Annotated in this window: 22 protein-coding genes; 1 reads left to right on the forward strand and 21 read right to left on the reverse strand. The window is 45.8% G+C overall.

Annotated elements, in window-relative coordinates:
• Positions 1-565: 565 nt before the first annotated feature.
• Complete coding sequence (locus ACVBDQ_RS00005; protein ID WP_016062776.1) at positions 566-1,402, reverse strand: ParM/StbA family protein; 837 nt, start codon at positions 1,400-1,402, stop codon at positions 566-568.
• Positions 1,403-1,615: 213 nt separating this feature from the next.
• Here ACVBDQ_RS00005 and ACVBDQ_RS00010 point away from each other — a divergent pair, with 213 nt between their 5' ends.
• Positions 1,616-1,864 (forward strand): helix-turn-helix transcriptional regulator, encoded by a 249-nt coding sequence (locus tag ACVBDQ_RS00010; RefSeq protein ID WP_446662932.1) that lies wholly within the window; start codon positions 1,616-1,618, stop codon positions 1,862-1,864.
• A gap of 35 nt (positions 1,865-1,899) precedes the next feature.
• Here ACVBDQ_RS00010 and ACVBDQ_RS00015 read toward each other — a convergent pair whose 3' ends face one another.
• From ACVBDQ_RS00015 to ACVBDQ_RS00110, 20 genes are all read right to left on the reverse strand, one after another.
• Complete coding sequence (locus ACVBDQ_RS00015; RefSeq protein ID WP_446662933.1) at positions 1,900-2,481, reverse strand: hypothetical protein; 582 nt, start codon at positions 2,479-2,481, stop codon at positions 1,900-1,902.
• Between the two features lie 84 nt (positions 2,482-2,565).
• On the reverse strand, positions 2,566-2,757 hold the full coding sequence (locus tag ACVBDQ_RS00020; RefSeq protein ID WP_446662934.1) for a hypothetical protein: 192 nt from the start codon (positions 2,755-2,757) through the stop codon (positions 2,566-2,568).
• A 62-nt stretch (positions 2,758-2,819) separates the two neighbouring features.
• Entirely contained in the window at positions 2,820-3,503 is a 684-nt protein-coding gene (locus ACVBDQ_RS00025; RefSeq protein WP_446662935.1) for an N-acetylmuramoyl-L-alanine amidase, read from the reverse strand.
• Entirely contained in the window at positions 3,503-3,763 is a 261-nt protein-coding gene (locus tag ACVBDQ_RS00030) for a hypothetical protein (RefSeq protein WP_446662936.1), read from the reverse strand. The genes ACVBDQ_RS00025 and ACVBDQ_RS00030 overlap by 1 nt, the downstream gene beginning before the upstream one ends.
• Positions 3,763-3,981: a hemolysin XhlA family protein gene (locus ACVBDQ_RS00035; protein WP_446662937.1), complete on the reverse strand. Its 219-nt coding sequence runs from the start codon at positions 3,979-3,981 to the stop codon at positions 3,763-3,765. The genes ACVBDQ_RS00030 and ACVBDQ_RS00035 overlap by 1 nt, the downstream gene beginning before the upstream one ends.
• A 57-nt stretch (positions 3,982-4,038) precedes the next feature.
• On the reverse strand, positions 4,039-4,176 hold the full coding sequence (locus ACVBDQ_RS00040) for a hypothetical protein (RefSeq protein ID WP_446662938.1): 138 nt from the start codon (positions 4,174-4,176) through the stop codon (positions 4,039-4,041).
• 1 nt (position 4,177) lies between these two features.
• Positions 4,178-4,489: a hypothetical protein gene (locus tag ACVBDQ_RS00045; protein ID WP_446662939.1), complete on the reverse strand. Its 312-nt coding sequence runs from the start codon at positions 4,487-4,489 to the stop codon at positions 4,178-4,180.
• A gap of 5 nt (positions 4,490-4,494) precedes the next feature.
• Positions 4,495-5,460, reverse strand: coding sequence for a YncE family protein (locus ACVBDQ_RS00050; protein WP_446662940.1), 966 nt, complete (start codon positions 5,458-5,460; stop codon positions 4,495-4,497).
• Positions 5,460-6,491 (reverse strand): tail fiber protein, encoded by a 1,032-nt coding sequence (locus tag ACVBDQ_RS00055; protein WP_446662941.1) that lies wholly within the window; start codon positions 6,489-6,491, stop codon positions 5,460-5,462. Before ACVBDQ_RS00055 ends, ACVBDQ_RS00050 begins: the two co-directional genes overlap by 1 nt.
• Before the next feature lie 12 nt (positions 6,492-6,503).
• Entirely contained in the window at positions 6,504-7,145 is a 642-nt protein-coding gene (locus tag ACVBDQ_RS00060) for a hypothetical protein (protein WP_446662942.1), read from the reverse strand.
• Entirely contained in the window at positions 7,142-8,317 is a 1,176-nt protein-coding gene (locus ACVBDQ_RS00065; RefSeq protein ID WP_446662943.1) for a baseplate J/gp47 family protein, read from the reverse strand. The genes ACVBDQ_RS00060 and ACVBDQ_RS00065 overlap by 4 nt, the downstream gene beginning before the upstream one ends.
• On the reverse strand, positions 8,310-8,663 hold the full coding sequence (locus tag ACVBDQ_RS00070; protein ID WP_446662944.1) for a DUF2634 domain-containing protein: 354 nt from the start codon (positions 8,661-8,663) through the stop codon (positions 8,310-8,312). Before ACVBDQ_RS00070 ends, ACVBDQ_RS00065 begins: the two co-directional genes overlap by 8 nt.
• Positions 8,660-9,037 carry a Gp138 family membrane-puncturing spike protein gene (locus ACVBDQ_RS00075; protein WP_446662945.1) on the reverse strand — a complete coding sequence of 126 codons (378 nt, stop codon included), beginning with the start codon at positions 9,035-9,037 and terminating at the stop codon, positions 8,660-8,662. Before ACVBDQ_RS00075 ends, ACVBDQ_RS00070 begins: the two co-directional genes overlap by 4 nt.
• Before the next feature lies 1 nt (position 9,038).
• Positions 9,039-9,860, reverse strand: coding sequence for a phage protein (locus tag ACVBDQ_RS00080; RefSeq protein ID WP_446662946.1), 822 nt, complete (start codon positions 9,858-9,860; stop codon positions 9,039-9,041).
• On the reverse strand, positions 9,850-10,167 hold the full coding sequence (locus ACVBDQ_RS00085; RefSeq protein ID WP_446662947.1) for a phage baseplate plug family protein: 318 nt from the start codon (positions 10,165-10,167) through the stop codon (positions 9,850-9,852). The genes ACVBDQ_RS00080 and ACVBDQ_RS00085 overlap by 11 nt, the downstream gene beginning before the upstream one ends.
• Before the next feature lies 1 nt (position 10,168).
• A complete protein-coding gene (locus ACVBDQ_RS00090) occupies positions 10,169-10,729 on the reverse strand; it encodes a LysM peptidoglycan-binding domain-containing protein (RefSeq protein WP_446662948.1) in 561 nt (186 codons plus the stop codon).
• Complete coding sequence (locus ACVBDQ_RS00095; protein WP_446662949.1) at positions 10,729-13,827, reverse strand: transglycosylase SLT domain-containing protein; 3,099 nt, start codon at positions 13,825-13,827, stop codon at positions 10,729-10,731. The genes ACVBDQ_RS00090 and ACVBDQ_RS00095 overlap by 1 nt, the downstream gene beginning before the upstream one ends.
• A 204-nt stretch (positions 13,828-14,031) precedes the next feature.
• Positions 14,032-14,295, reverse strand: coding sequence for a hypothetical protein (locus ACVBDQ_RS00100; protein ID WP_446662950.1), 264 nt, complete (start codon positions 14,293-14,295; stop codon positions 14,032-14,034).
• Positions 14,296-14,321: 26 nt separating this feature from the next.
• Complete coding sequence (locus tag ACVBDQ_RS00105) at positions 14,322-14,726, reverse strand: phage structural protein (protein ID WP_446662951.1); 405 nt, start codon at positions 14,724-14,726, stop codon at positions 14,322-14,324.
• 14 nt (positions 14,727-14,740) lie between these two features.
• Positions 14,741-15,751, reverse strand: coding sequence for a DUF3383 family protein (locus ACVBDQ_RS00110; RefSeq protein ID WP_446662952.1), 1,011 nt, complete (start codon positions 15,749-15,751; stop codon positions 14,741-14,743).
• Positions 15,752-15,756 lie beyond the last annotated feature (5 nt).

Below are 15,756 nucleotides of genomic sequence, written 5' to 3' on the forward strand. Positions count from 1 at the left end.
TTTTGTGTACAATTCATCTGAAGTCCTCCTTGGTATGGTGAGTGATGTGTTTGACACCCCTGCATCATACCAAGAGGGCTTTTTTTGATCAAGTCCCCGGAAAAGCTCCTAACGGGAATGCTCCTTTTTGGTCATACCGCTCCACTGAATTTGTCGAACGGTAGGTATGGCTGAACAGGCATATTTCTCATCCACCGTGCATACGCTATTACCGCAAGCGGTATCGCGCGGTACTAGCGTGGCTCCGGCTCAGACGGCCGGGGCCGTTTCTTTTGCGGCGATGGTATGACTGGAAATGAGGAAACAGTCATACCAATCAAAACGGCAGTATTACCAGTGAGTTAGGATGCTGTTTCGTGTTCTTCGGATCAGCTGCTATACAAATTCGCTAACTATCCTCACATCAAACGATGGTTTGGTTTCGACAGACGAAACGGAGTGGCTACCTTCCATATCGCGCTGGATCAGCGACTTCACATAGGCAGAAAAATTGGTGTGGCGACTCGCGTGTTCATATAGCCTCCGTTGATGCGGATCTACCACATTGAACGATACGCCCTTGGTCTTAATGTCTTTCCCCATACAACACCTCTCCGATCCGATAAAAGGCTACGACATTGGCGAATACCGGAGACAATACTTTTCCGTTGTGCATTGGTTGCAATAATTCACAATTCGGGAAATAAGCTCGCAAATGGTCAATCAACGGGATCGCTCCGCCTCCAATTAACTTCACGATGTCAAACTCATTCCATTTAGTTAGTGCAGTGTTGGCGATTTTGCGAGCCAACGCGGCATAGTCGCGGGATTTGATCGTTTCTAACCCGAATCGCTCTGTAAAGCTGTCTCGGTCAACTAATCGCATATCGTCAACCGTGCCAAAATTGATCGTGCCACTTCCAACGTCGATGATCCGTACAAGTCCGTGCGTCGGCTGTGTCAAAACGGCGGAACATCCCTCAACGGCCACGCGAACACGGCGGATGACGATTTTCTTTTCAATGAACCCATCTCCATAGTCCACTGCGAGGATGTGTTCCCCTTTCAGCATATCAATAATTTTCTTCTTTTCTTCCTCGGTGTGCGTGCTGATCGGCTGGCCGACGACAATGTCATTGACCATGTCGCACGAGTAGCGATGGATAGCTAGCAGCACGCGTAGTTTGGCTTCCTCGTGCGCTTTGGTTTCCCCTTTTCGTGTACCGACAAATTCGGATTCATACAGCGCTAGCGTTCCGGCAAATCCTCGTCTTCCCTCATACTCAAACACCATGTCATCTTCGCCAAAACGGTCTTTCAGCCGCCGTTCCCGATACTCGCCCATCGCCGACTCGAATAAATACGCTCCTTCGGCCGTCACCACCTTCGTTTTCCGATTTCCCGCGTCAATGCCAAGTATCATCGTATCCCTCCTTTGAAAATGGTTAAAAAGCGGTTGAAAACTTCGTCTGTTTTAGCGGCTTAGTTGTAATCTGTTCGCTATCTGGTTTAAACCTATGAACCATTGTTTGTCCGTTAGAACTTGTCCTATGAAATTTATTTCATCTCTTTGGAACAACATTCAAAAAAGGGGATCAAGTCGCTATGTAGAATACCTTAAAATGAGGTGATTGATATGGGGGAGCAATTGAGGTTCGAATGCCGATTAAGAGTGATACTCGCTGAAATTAAAGCAAAGGACCCGTCATTTACAAATGAGAAATTTGCTAAGCGTGTAGGAATTGGAAAGAATACATTAAGCGGAATTATTAATGGTCATGCTCTACCGAATCTCGAAAATGCATACAAGATTGCGAGGGAATTAACCAAAATCACAGGAAAGAACGTGATAATCGAGGATATCTGGATTGTAAAAGAGGAGTAAAACAAAAAGAGCCTACTCAAAACGAGTAGGCTTCATTAATTCCATTCACTTGGTAAAACATCAATATTGGAAATATCAAATTTCTTATCAAACGTAATGTCATGTACAAATGTATCTCCCCAATTCTGGGTTTCCACTTTGGTGTCTTTTGTAGTCGTTATTCCCAGTCCTTTAAGTATTTCTTCGAGTGATTTATCGGTTTCAACTTGAAGATGAACCAATTTTCCTTGATAAAAGGTTGCTGTAGCATATGTAAACAATTCGGATTTGCCATACGTTAAGTAATCCGCGTTTATGGTTGAACCGTCTTTTAATTGAAACTTGCCATTCTCATACTGTTTTTCACTAGAATCGAGCTTAAATCGTTTATTAAATTCATCTTTAGTCAAAAAGGTTTTGTTGGTTGTCTGTTGTTCTGTATCCTTTTTAGTTTGTTGCTGCTTATCAGTTGTTTCCTGCTGTTTTTCTTGTGTATCCCCCTTCTCTTCCTGCGTAGTTTTTGGCTTCGATGCTGGTTGCGCTTGTTGCCCATCGTCGCTGTTACCGGTCACACTTCCGATAATAAATAAAACCACAAGAATAGCCCAAAACCACCACTTTTTCCATATGTTTTTCATTTTAACACCCCCCTGCCAACATTATACTAGCAAGGGTGTTGCATGAAAATAAAAAAATGTCCTTCTTGAATGAGAAGGGTTTTTCTATTTGAAAAATGGATATTTTAGAAGCATTTTCTGGAATGGGCCTTCATCTTTGATCGGGAGACGGCGTGAAGATTGGTAGTAACATTTTTTGTGGATAATGGTGTTAATAATGTCGAGGAACACTTTTTCATCCGGCTGAACCGGCTCCGAACAAACTGGACAACGTAATCTGCCGACGATTTCGAACACGGAATCACCTCCCAATACTTCATTCCACAAAAATAAAAAAAGCCCTGCCAAGAGGCAGGGGATTAGTCAGTGATAAACACTGGATACCCTTTTTTCTTCAATTCTTCTGCAAGTCGTTCTGCGTTTTTCCGGTCGGCAAACGCCCCGACTTGCACGCGGTATAATTTTTTGTCAGACACTTTTTGTTGTGGTTGAGGGGTCGCTTTTTTCTTGAGACCGAAAGCTTTGACAATGCCTTGTACATGACCATGTGCGACTTGCAAAAGGAACTGTTCACTGTCCAGTTTGGCCGCATCATTTTTGTTGTCGATAAACAAATTCTCTGTCAATAATGCTGGCATATGCGTTTCGCGCAATACTGCATAGTTGGCTCGCTTTTTACCACGATCAGTCACGTTGCCAATTGCTTTCATGATCTCCGAATGAATCACGTTTTGATATGCGATTGTTGCCGAGCTGACGTTTCCGTTATAAATATACGACTCGAACCCCGTTCCGCCTCCGGCGTTAATGTGAACAGAAATGAAATAGTCTGCTTTCAACCGATTTGCAATCTCCGCGCGTTCGGAAAGTTCAAGAAATCGGTCGTCTGTACGGGTGTAATGTACTTCTACGCCCTCGTATTCAGCAAGCAAATTACCGATTTTTTTGACGATGTTCAACGTCAAGTCTTTTTCTCTCAACCCGTTTCCTACAGCTCCGCTATCTTTTCCGCCATGTCCCGCGTCTAAAACGATACGTACCATTATTTATCATCCCCTTCTACTTTTTCAATCGCATATTTAATCGCCGCCACCGAACCAATGCCGTAGAGTGCATATTTCAGCCCGACGATCAGCACGTCAAACGAAAAAGCGCGGCTCTCGAACGCCGAGAATGCCACGCCCAGCACAACCGCGACAAGCGGGATATAGCGGTTCGGGATGTTGGCTGCCTGCCGGATCGCATAAAGCAAGACAGCCAGTGCGATGTAAGCCGTAAACTCGATGGATATAATTTGCTCCATCATTGAATCCCTCCTCTCAAAATAAAAGACAGCACCGCTCCCACGATGCCGCCGATGATCAACCGTAAAATCCACGTTGTGTTGTTTTTGATTGTGCCAATATCTTCGCGCATGTCTTTGATGTTCGACTCGGCAACGGCTAATCTCGTTTTCACGTCTACCATGTCGTTGCGCAACATATCTACGTCTGCCTCCAATTTTGCAATCCGCGTATCCATGTCATCACCTCGACATAAAAAAATACGCCTCCCCGGCGTTTATTGCACAGTATCGTCCTATTGTGTAATTAAATCTTCGCGTCCTTTTTCACGAAGATAAGCGTCGATTCCTTCTTTTAAATCCGGTCGCCGACTAGTGACAAAATCATAAGTATAAGCTCCATCAATGATACGTTGCGCTAAATATGCCGCCATTTCACATACCTCCTAATAATAATTCATCCATTGCTTGTTGCATTATTTCGATTTGATTTTTTAATTCTCGGTTTTCTTGTTCAATTAGTTGTAGTTTTTCTTCTGGTGTTAGTGGTCTGTCTCGATATTCAACTGATACTGTTTTTGTTGCTGGGTCTGCTACTAAAACGCCATATTTACCCACCAACGTATTATCGATTGTTGGCAACGAGTCAACAAAAAATCCTCTTTCTTTCATTTCATCCGTAATCAACCGGTGGTCATATAAAATTGTTTCAACTTCATGATTATCTGAACGATAAACAATGAACATATTAATTACCCCCTTAATGCATAATAAAAGTCTAATACTTGAATCATCGAGCCGACTGAAAAAGGTTTTTTAACTCCGTATAAATTTTCTAATGTAATGTTAGTCTGTACATAAATACTTACTTGATGATTTTCTTTGCCTGTAAAAGTAACTCCGCTTTGTCCACTGTAATATATAAAAGAATTTCCAAATCGGTCAAAACCTATTCGATTAGCGGTGGTGCTGAAATTTTTTGTTCCTATAACTGCTCCTGTCTGTTTGTCAACTTTCGTAATCTGATTAGCAGTTGTTATAGCAAAAATATAGTTTTCGCTCTGTTTAAGAAATGAAGGGTTACTACCATTAACAGTTAATCCCGTTACTGTCCATAACTTTTGTTTTGTTACAGGGTCAATTTTATAAAGCTCTCTGTTCAAATCATAGACATAGAGATAGCCGTCTTTATCCATTTCCATAAGTGTAGCTGATGCTGTAATAGGAATAGTGTTTTCTAATTGACCGGATGAATTAATAACCTCAATTCTTAACAAATAGTTATTAATTCCATAAACCTTCCCATTTCTTACTTGCATAGCAGGATAGACTTGGTTGTTAGGAATAGTAAAAGTCCATACTTGCGTCGGAATTCCGCTTGAAACAATTGGGAATTTCCAAAGCGTTGACGGTCTACTAGAAACATAAAAATGTGTATCATCTCTAGCAACTGATTCAATAGAATCAGCAAAACTAGGCGTTTGAAATTTTTTATTCAGATTACGGTCAAAACATTCTACGTGGTAATCTCCACCGGTAGAATTGTTAAAAGCAATAAAAATTAGTCCGTCTGCTTCGTCATTATAAGCGGCACGATAACCTCCGTAAAAGAAATTATACGATGTCGATTTTACAATGTTTAGTATAGTATTATCGTTTTTTAAACGCATACCCCCGCCAAATTGCCCACCATGTTCCCTAATATCAATCAATGGCATTATTGTTTCACCTCGCTTATCAAATCGCCGTCAGCATCATAAACAATTGTATATGTGTCAGTCCGAATAACTGTTGTTCCATCGGCGGCGTAATAAGTAATCGTGCGTGTTGTGTATTGCGGGCTTGTTCCTCCGCTTAATACAGAACGAGCAAATAACTTTCCATTAGTCCGTTTGTATTCAACGGTTGTGAAAATACCGTTGCTGTCTTTTCCACTTTTATAAACATTAAAAACTCCTAAATTCCTTTGCATCGCTTCCGGTGCTGTATCTGTGTAGGCTTTTGCGTTTGCTTCTGCGCTGTTCCAAGCCGCTCTTTCTGCGGCTGTTACGTGCTTCGTAGTATCCGCCGAATGCGCAACAACTGCATCATTCACTTGTTTCACCGCATTTGCTGTCGGCGCTTGTGTCGTGCTAGTGCTGGATGTCGAATCAACTAATTGAACAATCCCCGGAGCGCTTGTGCTTGCGCTCGGCAATTGAGATGTTGGCACTTTTGTGCTTCCATCAAGTGAAGCAACGCCGTTCGCTGCGCCTTTTTGCGATGCGGGAATCGCGTCTGTGATCCCATATCCCGATAACGTAGTCGGTTTGCTTGTGATCTCTGCGAATGTATGTGTATGTCCTGCTGGGCTGGCTCCGACATCGGAAGCGGTGAGGGTGACAGCGCCGGTTTTGTTGTTGACGCTTGTCACCGTGTTTCGTTGCGCCCCTGGCTCGATGCCGTCGAGTTTGGTTTTGTCGGACGCGGACATGGCTCCTAGTGTTGTAGGAGTAGCAACCGGTAGTTGGCTTGTTGGTACTTTTGCATTTCCATCCAAACCGGCATACCCGTTTGGCTGTCCTTTTTCGTCCTTGTGTTGTGCGTTTGCAAAAAGAGATTGCAATGCTTTATACACCTTGTTAAAGAACCAGTTGAAATAGTCAGCGGGAGGTTTTTGATTTGGTTGCCAACCATTATCCTTTAAACTTTGCGGCGGTTCTACCCCTTCTTTGTTCCATGTTGGCAGTTGATTTTGGTCAAAAGGCATGCTTTCACCCCTTTACATTGGCAAAGTTTCGTCCATACCGTTGAATGCGGCGCCAAAGTATCCCCCGGTACTCCCGGACAAGTCGGAAAAACCTGATAAGCTATCGTTTTCCATCGCTATTGGTTGTGACGAGAAAGAAAATGTGCCGGCCAATTCAATGCTTGCCACTCGAACTCCTGCCGCTACTGTTTTTTGTACGATTTGCGCGAATTGTTTGGGTGACATTCCAACTTCATTCAACTTTCGGATTGGAATTTGAATAAGTCCAATAGCGGCAGGCTCCGGACGGTTCGTGTCATTGTACAATTCTTGTATCTGAACTTCTTTCGGATCTGCATTGACTGCGATGGAAATGACACGGATAATCGTATTGATCGTACCGTCCGAAAAATTCCGTGCGACCTTGGAACGAAGTAACACCCGGTAAATTTCATCTGTTGCCGATCCTCGCGGTTGTCCCACGTTGACACCCATATCATCCAATACGGCGCCTTCTGCCTTGTCAACATCCTTCCATTCTTCTATGCGGTCAAACGTTGTTTTCAGCAAGTCTAACTCATCTGTTAGAATTTTAATGACTTTTCCAATGTTGCTTTGCGGGTTTTTCTGATATACATCTGTTAATCGGTTCAACATATCAGCAAAGAAACTCATACGACCTGCACCTCAATATCCGCATGAGAAATTTGAGCGACCTCGGTAATATCCATCGTAACGTTGCTTGTTCCCAGTGTCTGCCCTTTCACACCGACAAGTAATTGCACATCCTCAACCCCATCAACACGATATACTTGATTAATAAGTTTCGAGAACACGACAGCTTCTCCCATGTTTAATCCGGTGTAGGACGCCCCATCTGCATCCGTACCGCCAATATATTTAATAATCTCCGTTTTTACCCGTTGGACGCCATCGCCAGGGAATCGATCATTTTTCTTAATCGTAAGCTGAACCGCAATCGGCACTTCCGTGGCTCGACTAAATCCGATGGTATGGGGATATCCAGCCATATCCAACACTTGAACTTGATCCGTTCCGTATGCTTCAATTCCAGCCGCTTTCTTGCTAAAGATGACTTGTGCAATCTCGTTTGCATCACCACCAAGCACGTACACCGAAATGCTTTTTGGGGGCCTTCCCGCCTCATCGGGTGTTGATTTCGTGTTTTCGATGACCACCGCGGCACGGACGCCGTTCAGTTTCAATAACTCTGCGCGGATAGAATCTGTGCTCGTGGAACCCAACCCCGACAATGTTTGTTGGTATCGTTCGAAAAATTCTGCGTCTGTTTCCCGTTCCCGCCCACCTGATGTCGGGGAGGGGTTAGTGACACTCATAATATTTTCGTTTGGATTGCTTATAATCGTGATGGTATTCGCGGCAACATTTCCTTTTGTACCGGCTTCCGTACAAACGACGTCGCCTGTTCCCACTCCGTTTTCGTCGAGTGTAATATCTGTTGTCAGCTCAAACAAAATCCCTTTGTCGGTTTCAAACAGCGTTCCTTCTTCGACGACAAAACCGGGTGTGCCATGTATTTCGATCGTTCCTTGTGCGTTCGCTTCTTGTAAACGGGTAATCCCAAATTCCCATGCCTTGCGATCGAGTTGAATTCCTTCTGCCTTATGCATATAACCACTGTTGTACACCTTCTCTGCTACTTCCCATATGATCGCTAAAAACCATGCGTATAAACGAATGAGGATACCAAGAAACGATTTCTCACTTAAGTTTACATCTTCGCCGAACAACTCCTTAGCTTTTAGCGTCATGTCATCGATCAAGTCGCTGTATCGTTTCCGCTTGAATCCATTTTTATCAAGCAAGGATGCTCACCCCCTCTACTTGGAGCGGCCGCCCGTCTGATTTCACAAACGTGGCGTTCACCGTGAGCTTTCTTCCGTCCCGCTGAAACGTGACGTTCTCCACTTGTTGAATCCGTTCTTCCTGCGCCGCCGCTTCTGCGATTGCGTCAGTCGCCAGGGTCTCGTCAAAACGTTTGGTTAAAAACGGTTCAAAATCCAAACCAAACCGTTCATTGAGAAACCACTCGCCTCTTCTTGTTCGAAAGATGGTTTCAAGTGACTGGGCTAGTTCCTCATCTCCATCCACCATCACGACATCACCGTTTTCAAACACCAAATCCCCATCCATAATCTTTGGCGCTCTCATTTCAGCACCCCCAATACGATGGCATCTTGCACGCTATGGGTGCGGTGATATTCCGGGTCAAATGGGCGGTCAGTCAAGTTGTCCAGCGCGCGCTCGGCAAATCCTACAACCACAATATCGCCTGGTTGCAAGTACGGCATATAGGTAGCGGGTGAACCACTGTCAACTTTAAATCGCTGGAACATGACTGGGACATCTTCTAACATCCCATACGCTTCCTTTGTCCCGTCGGCATATACAGTCATGAACAACAGCTGAATGTCCGCCGTCCTCTTTTCTTCATGAAATCGAACTACCTTTGCCGGAGCGATCGTATGGATGGATAGCTTGATTTGCCGCGCAAAGGCATCGAGAAACTTTGTGTCTTTTGCCACATTAAATCACCTCAAATTCGGTGACAAAGTCATTTCCGTCCGCTCGGTGCTCTCCTTTTCGGACACGGTATTTTCCTTTCGCTGTTTTGCTGCTGATTTCGATGATGCTGGCCGTAGTGATCCGGTGTTGGAGCAGACATTTCACTTTGTATCCCTTTACCCCTTCTTCTTCGAACGGTTCCGGGCTTTCGATCAGTCCGGTATCTTCTTTCAAAATGAATCGTTCGTCTGTCCCCTCCTTAATGCTTCGAATCACCATTTGTCCACGCCGGTAGTACATCGAGGCGCCGCAATCTCTCACGACTTCCTCCAAGTTGTTCAGAATGAGTCCTGTCACGGTATACCCATTTTTGTATACGACATCTTTCGGAAGTTTCATGTAGGCCAGCTTGATCCCTAGGACACTGCATAACCGTTTAATGATCGTAGACGCTTTCGCCCCCTTCTTAAACGCGATTTTCAGCGTTTTCTTATCCGTCGAGCTTTTTTTATCCACCTTGATCCGCGAATAGTCATCGCCTTCCATGACGGTGATGGTCGTAATTTTATCAACTCCATCCCGGCTCGTTAAGACACTTGTCACCTTGCCGCTGGCGATCACTCCATAGTCGCCGCGGTAGCCGGCTTCAATCGTGCAGGTTTGCCCACGCTTGATTCGGTTGATCGTGTCTTGTGATAGGTTAAAAATCTCAACTTTTGATACGTTGGGTTTTGGGTCGTCGTCAAAGGGGACAGAAAAGCGAATCTCTAGGTTATCATTCGTGAACGTGAGACCACTCGTTTTGACTCGGATGACACGGCCAAACAGTTGATTATTCGCCATCGTCAATCACCAGGAATACGGTCACACCGAAGTTATCCCACGACACTCGTGTTTCTTTCCCTGACAAGTCGAGAGGGACGATCGTCGGCGCTGGGAAACGACTGTCCGCAATACCCTGAAACAGCGGCTGGCCGTACATCAGCTTTTCCCCTAATACAAGCGGTTCGGGGTTGTCGTATTGGTATAGGTCGATCGTAAAAAAGTCGCCGGTCTCATTGTAGTTCACTTCCATTGTGAACAGTTCTGTTCCCAGCTCAATATCGAATTGCTCCGGCAGGTTTTCTTTATCAATCTCAATGATTTGCATATCATTTCACCCTAATCTTACTGCCGATTTGCAGTTTTTTTTCGTCAACGGCAGGGTTGAGTTTTCGTAAATTTGTGACCGTTGTTCCGTATTTTTTCGCCAACCACCAATAGGTGTCGCCTTTTTTTATCACATGATAGACAGCGGTGCTCGTTTTTTTGGGTGTTGGTTGCTTTTTTCCGCTGTTGGTAGGAGACTTGGTTTTAGGTTTGGTATACGGCGTCACGGCCACACGGATTTGTTTCAATGATAAAGAAATTTGAACGCCGTTTTTGGCGCTCTTATCCGCGCTGGCTGAAATGCTCTCGATAATGACGTTTCGTAAGATGAAACGACCGGCGTAGGTCATAATTTCGCCTTTGTACATACTGTTTTTGAGTTGATCTAACACCTTTTGATAGTTCGCCCCGCTCAAGAATACCTCAATGTTGAGTGTTTCCGGTTCCGGTTTTACATGGTCGGTAAAAGCAATGCCTTTTTCAACAGGATAAGACGTCGTCTCTACAGAAAATTGAGGCGATTCACTAATGACAAATAGATTATAATTTCCTAGCTTGGCCATTAACGAACCACCTCCGTCGCATAAATGTCTAGGAACATTTGCCACATCTCTTCTAGTTTGCGATTGATCGCCGTTTCCAAGTTGCCCGCCGACTGAACATCCGCCGCCGTCACATGGATGTCTACTCTCGGCGAGAACACAACAGACGGACGTTGATTCGAGTTGTATCCGAGCTCTGTGTTCGCCTGCGACAACAACGACCGCGCCCTGTTTCTTAGTCGCGGTTCAGTCGGGATGATATACTCCTTCCAGCCGCTTTCGGCTAGAGCGGCAATCTGGGGTTCTGTCGCCACCCCACCTTCACGGTATCCGACATATCCTTTTCCCTTCATCATGTTGCGGATTCCAGGCACGTTGAACACAGACCCGTATCGAGCGATCATATATCGAATGGCCGCAACCGCATTGTGGATGGGGTTCCAAATGTCGTTCATCCCCGGCAGTTTATATCGGTTGAATGTTGGGTCGATCGTTTGAAATAACCCTTTCGATGGCGTGCCGCGTTTAGCGTTGACGTCCCATAAGTTGATTGCTCTTGGATTCCCACCAGACTCTTTCATCGCGATGGTGATGAGTGGTCGGAACCAGGAAGCAGGAACGCCGGTAATCGCCATGGCAGCACGAACCCAATTTGACACGCTGTTCGGAACTCCGCTTCCAAAAGAAAGGAACGAATTTAATTTCCTTTTCACGAAGTCGGACGCTTTTCCTTTTATGAGTGACAACGCCCCTTTTATGAGCTCTCCAAGGCCGCCGCTCATAGTTTGGGTTGAAACCCCAAATTGTTCCCACACTTTTTTCATCAATTGACTCGGGCGGGTAATCAAGGACCAAACGTCAATCGCGATGTCCTTCGCCTGCCCGACAACTCCCTTTGCCGCTTCCCACGCCCGATGCAAAAGGCCGTCGCCTGCACCGTCTTTGTAGGCTGGTATTATCTCTGAATTCAACAACATTTTCGTTTTCTCATGCGGCAATACTTCCGTCCCTTTCGGTAAGTAGGTGAGTGTGCTTCGGTTTGGAGACAATCCGACTTGCCCCGACGGTGTGCGAATTAACTCAGGTCCTCCGCCGTCGCCGACAATTGCAAACCCGCCTGGGTGGTGTCGAGTCCCTTTGGCATATTTAGGCGGTTCCCACTTGGGGATACGAGTCTTCACGCCAATTTTGCCCAACACCCAATTGATTCCGTCTACCACATTGTTGATGATTCGAGCCACTTCCTGCGGAATTTTTTTAGCCGCTTTGACAAACCTGCCGAACATGCTGATCGCCCACTCAATCGCATCAGAAACCCCTTGGAATAGTTTAGCCAGCGCTTTTAAGATAGGGCCTACCACTTTCCACATCGACTGAATGGACGGGACAATTTTAGGAATGAGCGGGATGACCACATTTTTAATTAGGAACATCACCACAGTTGACACTGCTTGAAACGCCCTAGCCGCAATTTTTAAAATAGGTGTGATGATGTTAAACGTCGTGGAAATGATGTCTTTCACTGTCGGGAATGACGGAACAACCACCTTTTGGACAAATGTTTTGATGACCTCAATGGCCGCGCCGAATAAATCCACAACAAATCCAATCGCCGGCTTCGCCAGTTTGAACGCACTTTCTATCATTTCTTGTGCTTGAGGCATGAGCGGGATGACCACTTTAACAACAAAATCACGAACCGCCTGTTTTACCACATCGAAACCGTCTCGCACTTGTTGCAAAACCGCATCCATTTTTGCGGCGGTTTGCGGGGAAAAACCCATTTTCGTCAAAATATCCCCGACTTCTCCCGTATCATAAAAAAGAGACATGAAGATGTCATAGAGGCCTTTGAAAGCGTTTTTGACTGTATCTATGACCTTATCCATGCCGAACAACTTATCCAACAACAGAGCCGCGCCTGTTACAAGAAGTACAACCGGATTCATCCGTACAACAGAAAACAACCCCTTCAATAACCCGGTTACTTTTCCAACGATCATCATTGCTCCTAACGCCGAAGCGACCGCTTTGATGCTGCTCGCGTTCTCGCGAAAGAACTGCGCGGCTGGCTGAATGTACCGTTTTGCTGCTAGGCCAAAACCGATGATGCGATCGATTGTCCTTCCCAACCAACTATCGACAGAGCGCACAAAGTTGTTCAGTGCTCCTTTTTCCAGCAAATCGTTAATTTTCCGAAGAGCTCCCCCTAATTCACTGTTCGCCGATTTCCCGGCATCACGGAATGCGATCGATGTCATTTCTTTAAATCGGTTCCATTGGGATAAAGTGGTGTCCCCCATTTTCTGAACAACTTTGTCAGTGATGTTCATTTTGGACAACAATTGATCTAGCGCTTTGACTTGTTGTTCGAATGGCAGGTCTTTAATCGCCTTGACGGCAGAACGAGGCATCTCAAACCGTTCCACCATAGAAACGACATCGCCGCTTGCTAGTTCCCTCATAGCCAAAACGGCTCCTTCGACTCCTTGCGCCGGATCCATGACATTCAACTTTTCTACTACTTTCCAAGCACGCTCCAACGTCTTAACGTCTTTGGTAAGGGAAATGAACGACTTCGAATTCGCGAACATGTCTTGCGAATTCAATACAGGCGAATCCACGGCAACCCGTTGGAGCATCTGCATGTATTCGTTGGCCGCTTTTTGATTGTTGAACATCGCTTCGATCAGCACTTTGGACTGTTCAAATTGTGCTGCTTCTTTAACCGCTCGTCCCAACGCTTGATAGGCGGAAACAGCGCCAAGCGCATGAACGGCCATGCTCTTGAGGGAAGAAACAGCATGGTCCGCGTTATTCGAGAAACGGCCAACGGATCCGCTCGCACGTTCAACAGAAGATTGAAACGAACGGACGGCTTTGCCAGCGCGTTGACTTTCGGATACAAAACGTCCTAATTCATCTCGAAGGCGCCCGTTTGCATCTCGATAGACCCGCTCCATTTTCCGAGCGGACTCACTGACTTGTTCATTCGCTTTGGATGATTGTGTGCCAAAACGGGAGAACGCCGCACGAATGCGATCTGTCGCCCGGTACACATTTTGCAGCGGTCTTGTTGCTTCGTCGCGAAGCACGACGCTGACGACAAATTCACGCAAAGTGTTCATCCTGCTCCACCCCCTCTGGCACTCACCATTCGTATATAAGCAAGAGCCTCCATCACATCTTCGGCCGGCCATTCTTTAACTTCGCGTGGGCTCAAATGAAACTGTTCTGCTACCACATAAGCCCACCAAAATCGTTCTGCAGAAGAGAAATAGCGCTTGGGGATATTGTTGAGTCCCTCAAGCGCCATTAATTCCTTATTCGCCCGATTGAAACGTGAGAGCCGCTTCGCACACCTCTTGCAATTCCTTCAGGTTTGCAAAGTCGTCTACCGTCAAGCCGCTCGGCTGAACCACAATATGTTCCAACACAGCAGCATACATTTTTGAAATAAGCACCTTTCCTTCTGCATTCGTGCTAATGTCCATGATTTCAAGATATTTAGAGTTCGGGACGGTCTGGAACACATATTTTTTGCCGCTTTTGCTCTTAAATTCCTTTTGTTTCGGTTCGAATGCCACACTTGATTCCTCCTTATGCTTTAGTCTTATGCTTCAGTTAGGTCTGCTACATGAATTTGTACTTCCACGCCTTGCACTTCATTTCCCCATGAGCGGTCCGGCATTTTCACAATCCGCGCTTGGCTTCCACCAACTCGATAGGCATTCGTATTGTTATCGACAATTTGGATCGGGAAAATCTCCTTTGATTTTCTCAGCTGTTGCAAGAAAGGCAATGAAGCTGATGTTTGTTTCAGCGTCAACGTGACGGTTCCGGTCTGATCTGCGCTTTCGGCGTAGGTTACACCACCATCCGCACCGACATGTGGTGTGACGTCATCTTCGTTTTTCTCCACTTTGATGACTTCACCGTCCATAAATCCCGTAATATAAGCACCTTTCACAATGACCGACACCCTTTGAAAGTCATAGGTTGTTACTGTAACCGCCATGTGCTATTCCTCCTTTACACCATAAGTGTTCCGCGAATTTCTACTTTTTCAACAGAACCAGCGATTGTCGCAGTCCATGCAATATCAGGCAATAGGCGTTGTGTTCGGGTGTTGACCGGAATTTCCGCCCGCTTCGGTACTGAAATGGTATAAAGAGGATCACCGTTATCGTCCGCGATAATGCCTTGGTTAAACGCCTGCTTCAGTACGTTATCCACTTCGGCGACAACAAGGGCGATGCCGGCGTCGGTATACGGGATTTTTGGGTTAGTCGCCAACAAGCGAAACACAGCCTCTGCCAAACGCGCTTTCAAGAAGTGAGTCGCTTGAACAACATCCATGTATTCCCCGCTCGTCGCCACACCGTGAGACGTGATGTCCATGCCGCTGACGCGGATATAAGTGCAGGCGTTGTTACTGTGGATGTCATTCACTTTTGTATCGTCGTAGGCAACAGGCGAGACGCCTTGAATGGTTTTGAACGTCCATGTATATGAACCAATTTCCTGCGGCGCCAGCATCGCCACCAATCCTTCGGCTGGATATTGCCGCGGTTGGTCATGCACCAGCACGAATACATTGTCATATAGACCGCTTAATGTGGTGTACAACGTTTCGCTTGACGTCGAAACGGCATAGATTTTGTCCTGCGTGCTAATCCATTCCGCCAATTCCGCCACTTCATCGTCTCCTTGTACGGTAGAGACGAGGTAATAAAAATCGTTATGCTGCTGAATCATCGTGTTCAATGCATTAGTGAGTACGGTGGGATCGCCCACTGCTTCGTCATATTGCACGCCATATACCGCAATTTCTGCTGGACGCGGGTTCTGCCCAAACATACGAGATAACAACTTGTAATCTTCGGATGTCGTAGCAAAATCAGCGGCCACTTGGTTAATGTCCGTATAGACTTTATAGGCCAAGTTTTTGGATGTGGCTAACACAAGCGGCAAACCAAAACCTTTTTCGCTCACCGCTTTGGTTTGGCGCGTGATCGTCACGTCTACATAACGATTGCTCACTGTCT

It is taken from the genome of Geobacillus sp. CCR (assembly GCF_052906625.1).

Coding starts and splice junctions, on each gene's coding strand:
- ACVBDQ_RS00090 (WP_446662948.1), bottom strand. CDS start 10,729: ATGGCCAAGCTAGGAAATTATAATCTATTTGTCATTAGTGAATCGCCT.
- ACVBDQ_RS00060 (WP_446662942.1), bottom strand. CDS start 7,145: ATGAGTTTCTTTGCTGATATGTTGAACCGATTAACAGATGTATATCAG.
- ACVBDQ_RS00055 (WP_446662941.1), bottom strand. CDS start 6,491: ATGCCTTTTGACCAAAATCAACTGCCAACATGGAACAAAGAAGGGGTA.
- ACVBDQ_RS00105 (WP_446662951.1), bottom strand. CDS start 14,726: ATGGCGGTTACAGTAACAACCTATGACTTTCAAAGGGTGTCGGTCATT.
- ACVBDQ_RS00040 (WP_446662938.1), bottom strand. CDS start 4,176: ATGGCGGCATATTTAGCGCAACGTATCATTGATGGAGCTTATACTTAT.
- ACVBDQ_RS00030 (WP_446662936.1), bottom strand. CDS start 3,763: ATGGAGCAAATTATATCCATCGAGTTTACGGCTTACATCGCACTGGCT.
- ACVBDQ_RS00050 (WP_446662940.1), bottom strand. CDS start 5,460: ATGCCATTGATTGATATTAGGGAACATGGTGGGCAATTTGGCGGGGGT.
- ACVBDQ_RS00035 (WP_446662937.1), bottom strand. CDS start 3,981: ATGGATACGCGGATTGCAAAATTGGAGGCAGACGTAGATATGTTGCGC.
- ACVBDQ_RS00070 (WP_446662944.1), bottom strand. CDS start 8,663: ATGAGAGCGCCAAAGATTATGGATGGGGATTTGGTGTTTGAAAACGGT.
- ACVBDQ_RS00080 (WP_446662946.1), bottom strand. CDS start 9,860: ATGGCGAATAATCAACTGTTTGGCCGTGTCATCCGAGTCAAAACGAGT.
- ACVBDQ_RS00045 (WP_446662939.1), bottom strand. CDS start 4,489: ATGTTCATTGTTTATCGTTCAGATAATCATGAAGTTGAAACAATTTTA.
- ACVBDQ_RS00015 (WP_446662933.1), bottom strand. CDS start 2,481: ATGAAAAACATATGGAAAAAGTGGTGGTTTTGGGCTATTCTTGTGGTT.
- ACVBDQ_RS00025 (WP_446662935.1), bottom strand. CDS start 3,503: ATGGTACGTATCGTTTTAGACGCGGGACATGGCGGAAAAGATAGCGGA.
- ACVBDQ_RS00010 (WP_446662932.1), top strand. CDS start 1,616: ATGGGGGAGCAATTGAGGTTCGAATGCCGATTAAGAGTGATACTCGCT.
- ACVBDQ_RS00085 (WP_446662947.1), bottom strand. CDS start 10,167: ATGCAAATCATTGAGATTGATAAAGAAAACCTGCCGGAGCAATTCGAT.
- ACVBDQ_RS00005 (WP_016062776.1), bottom strand. CDS start 1,402: ATGATACTTGGCATTGACGCGGGAAATCGGAAAACGAAGGTGGTGACG.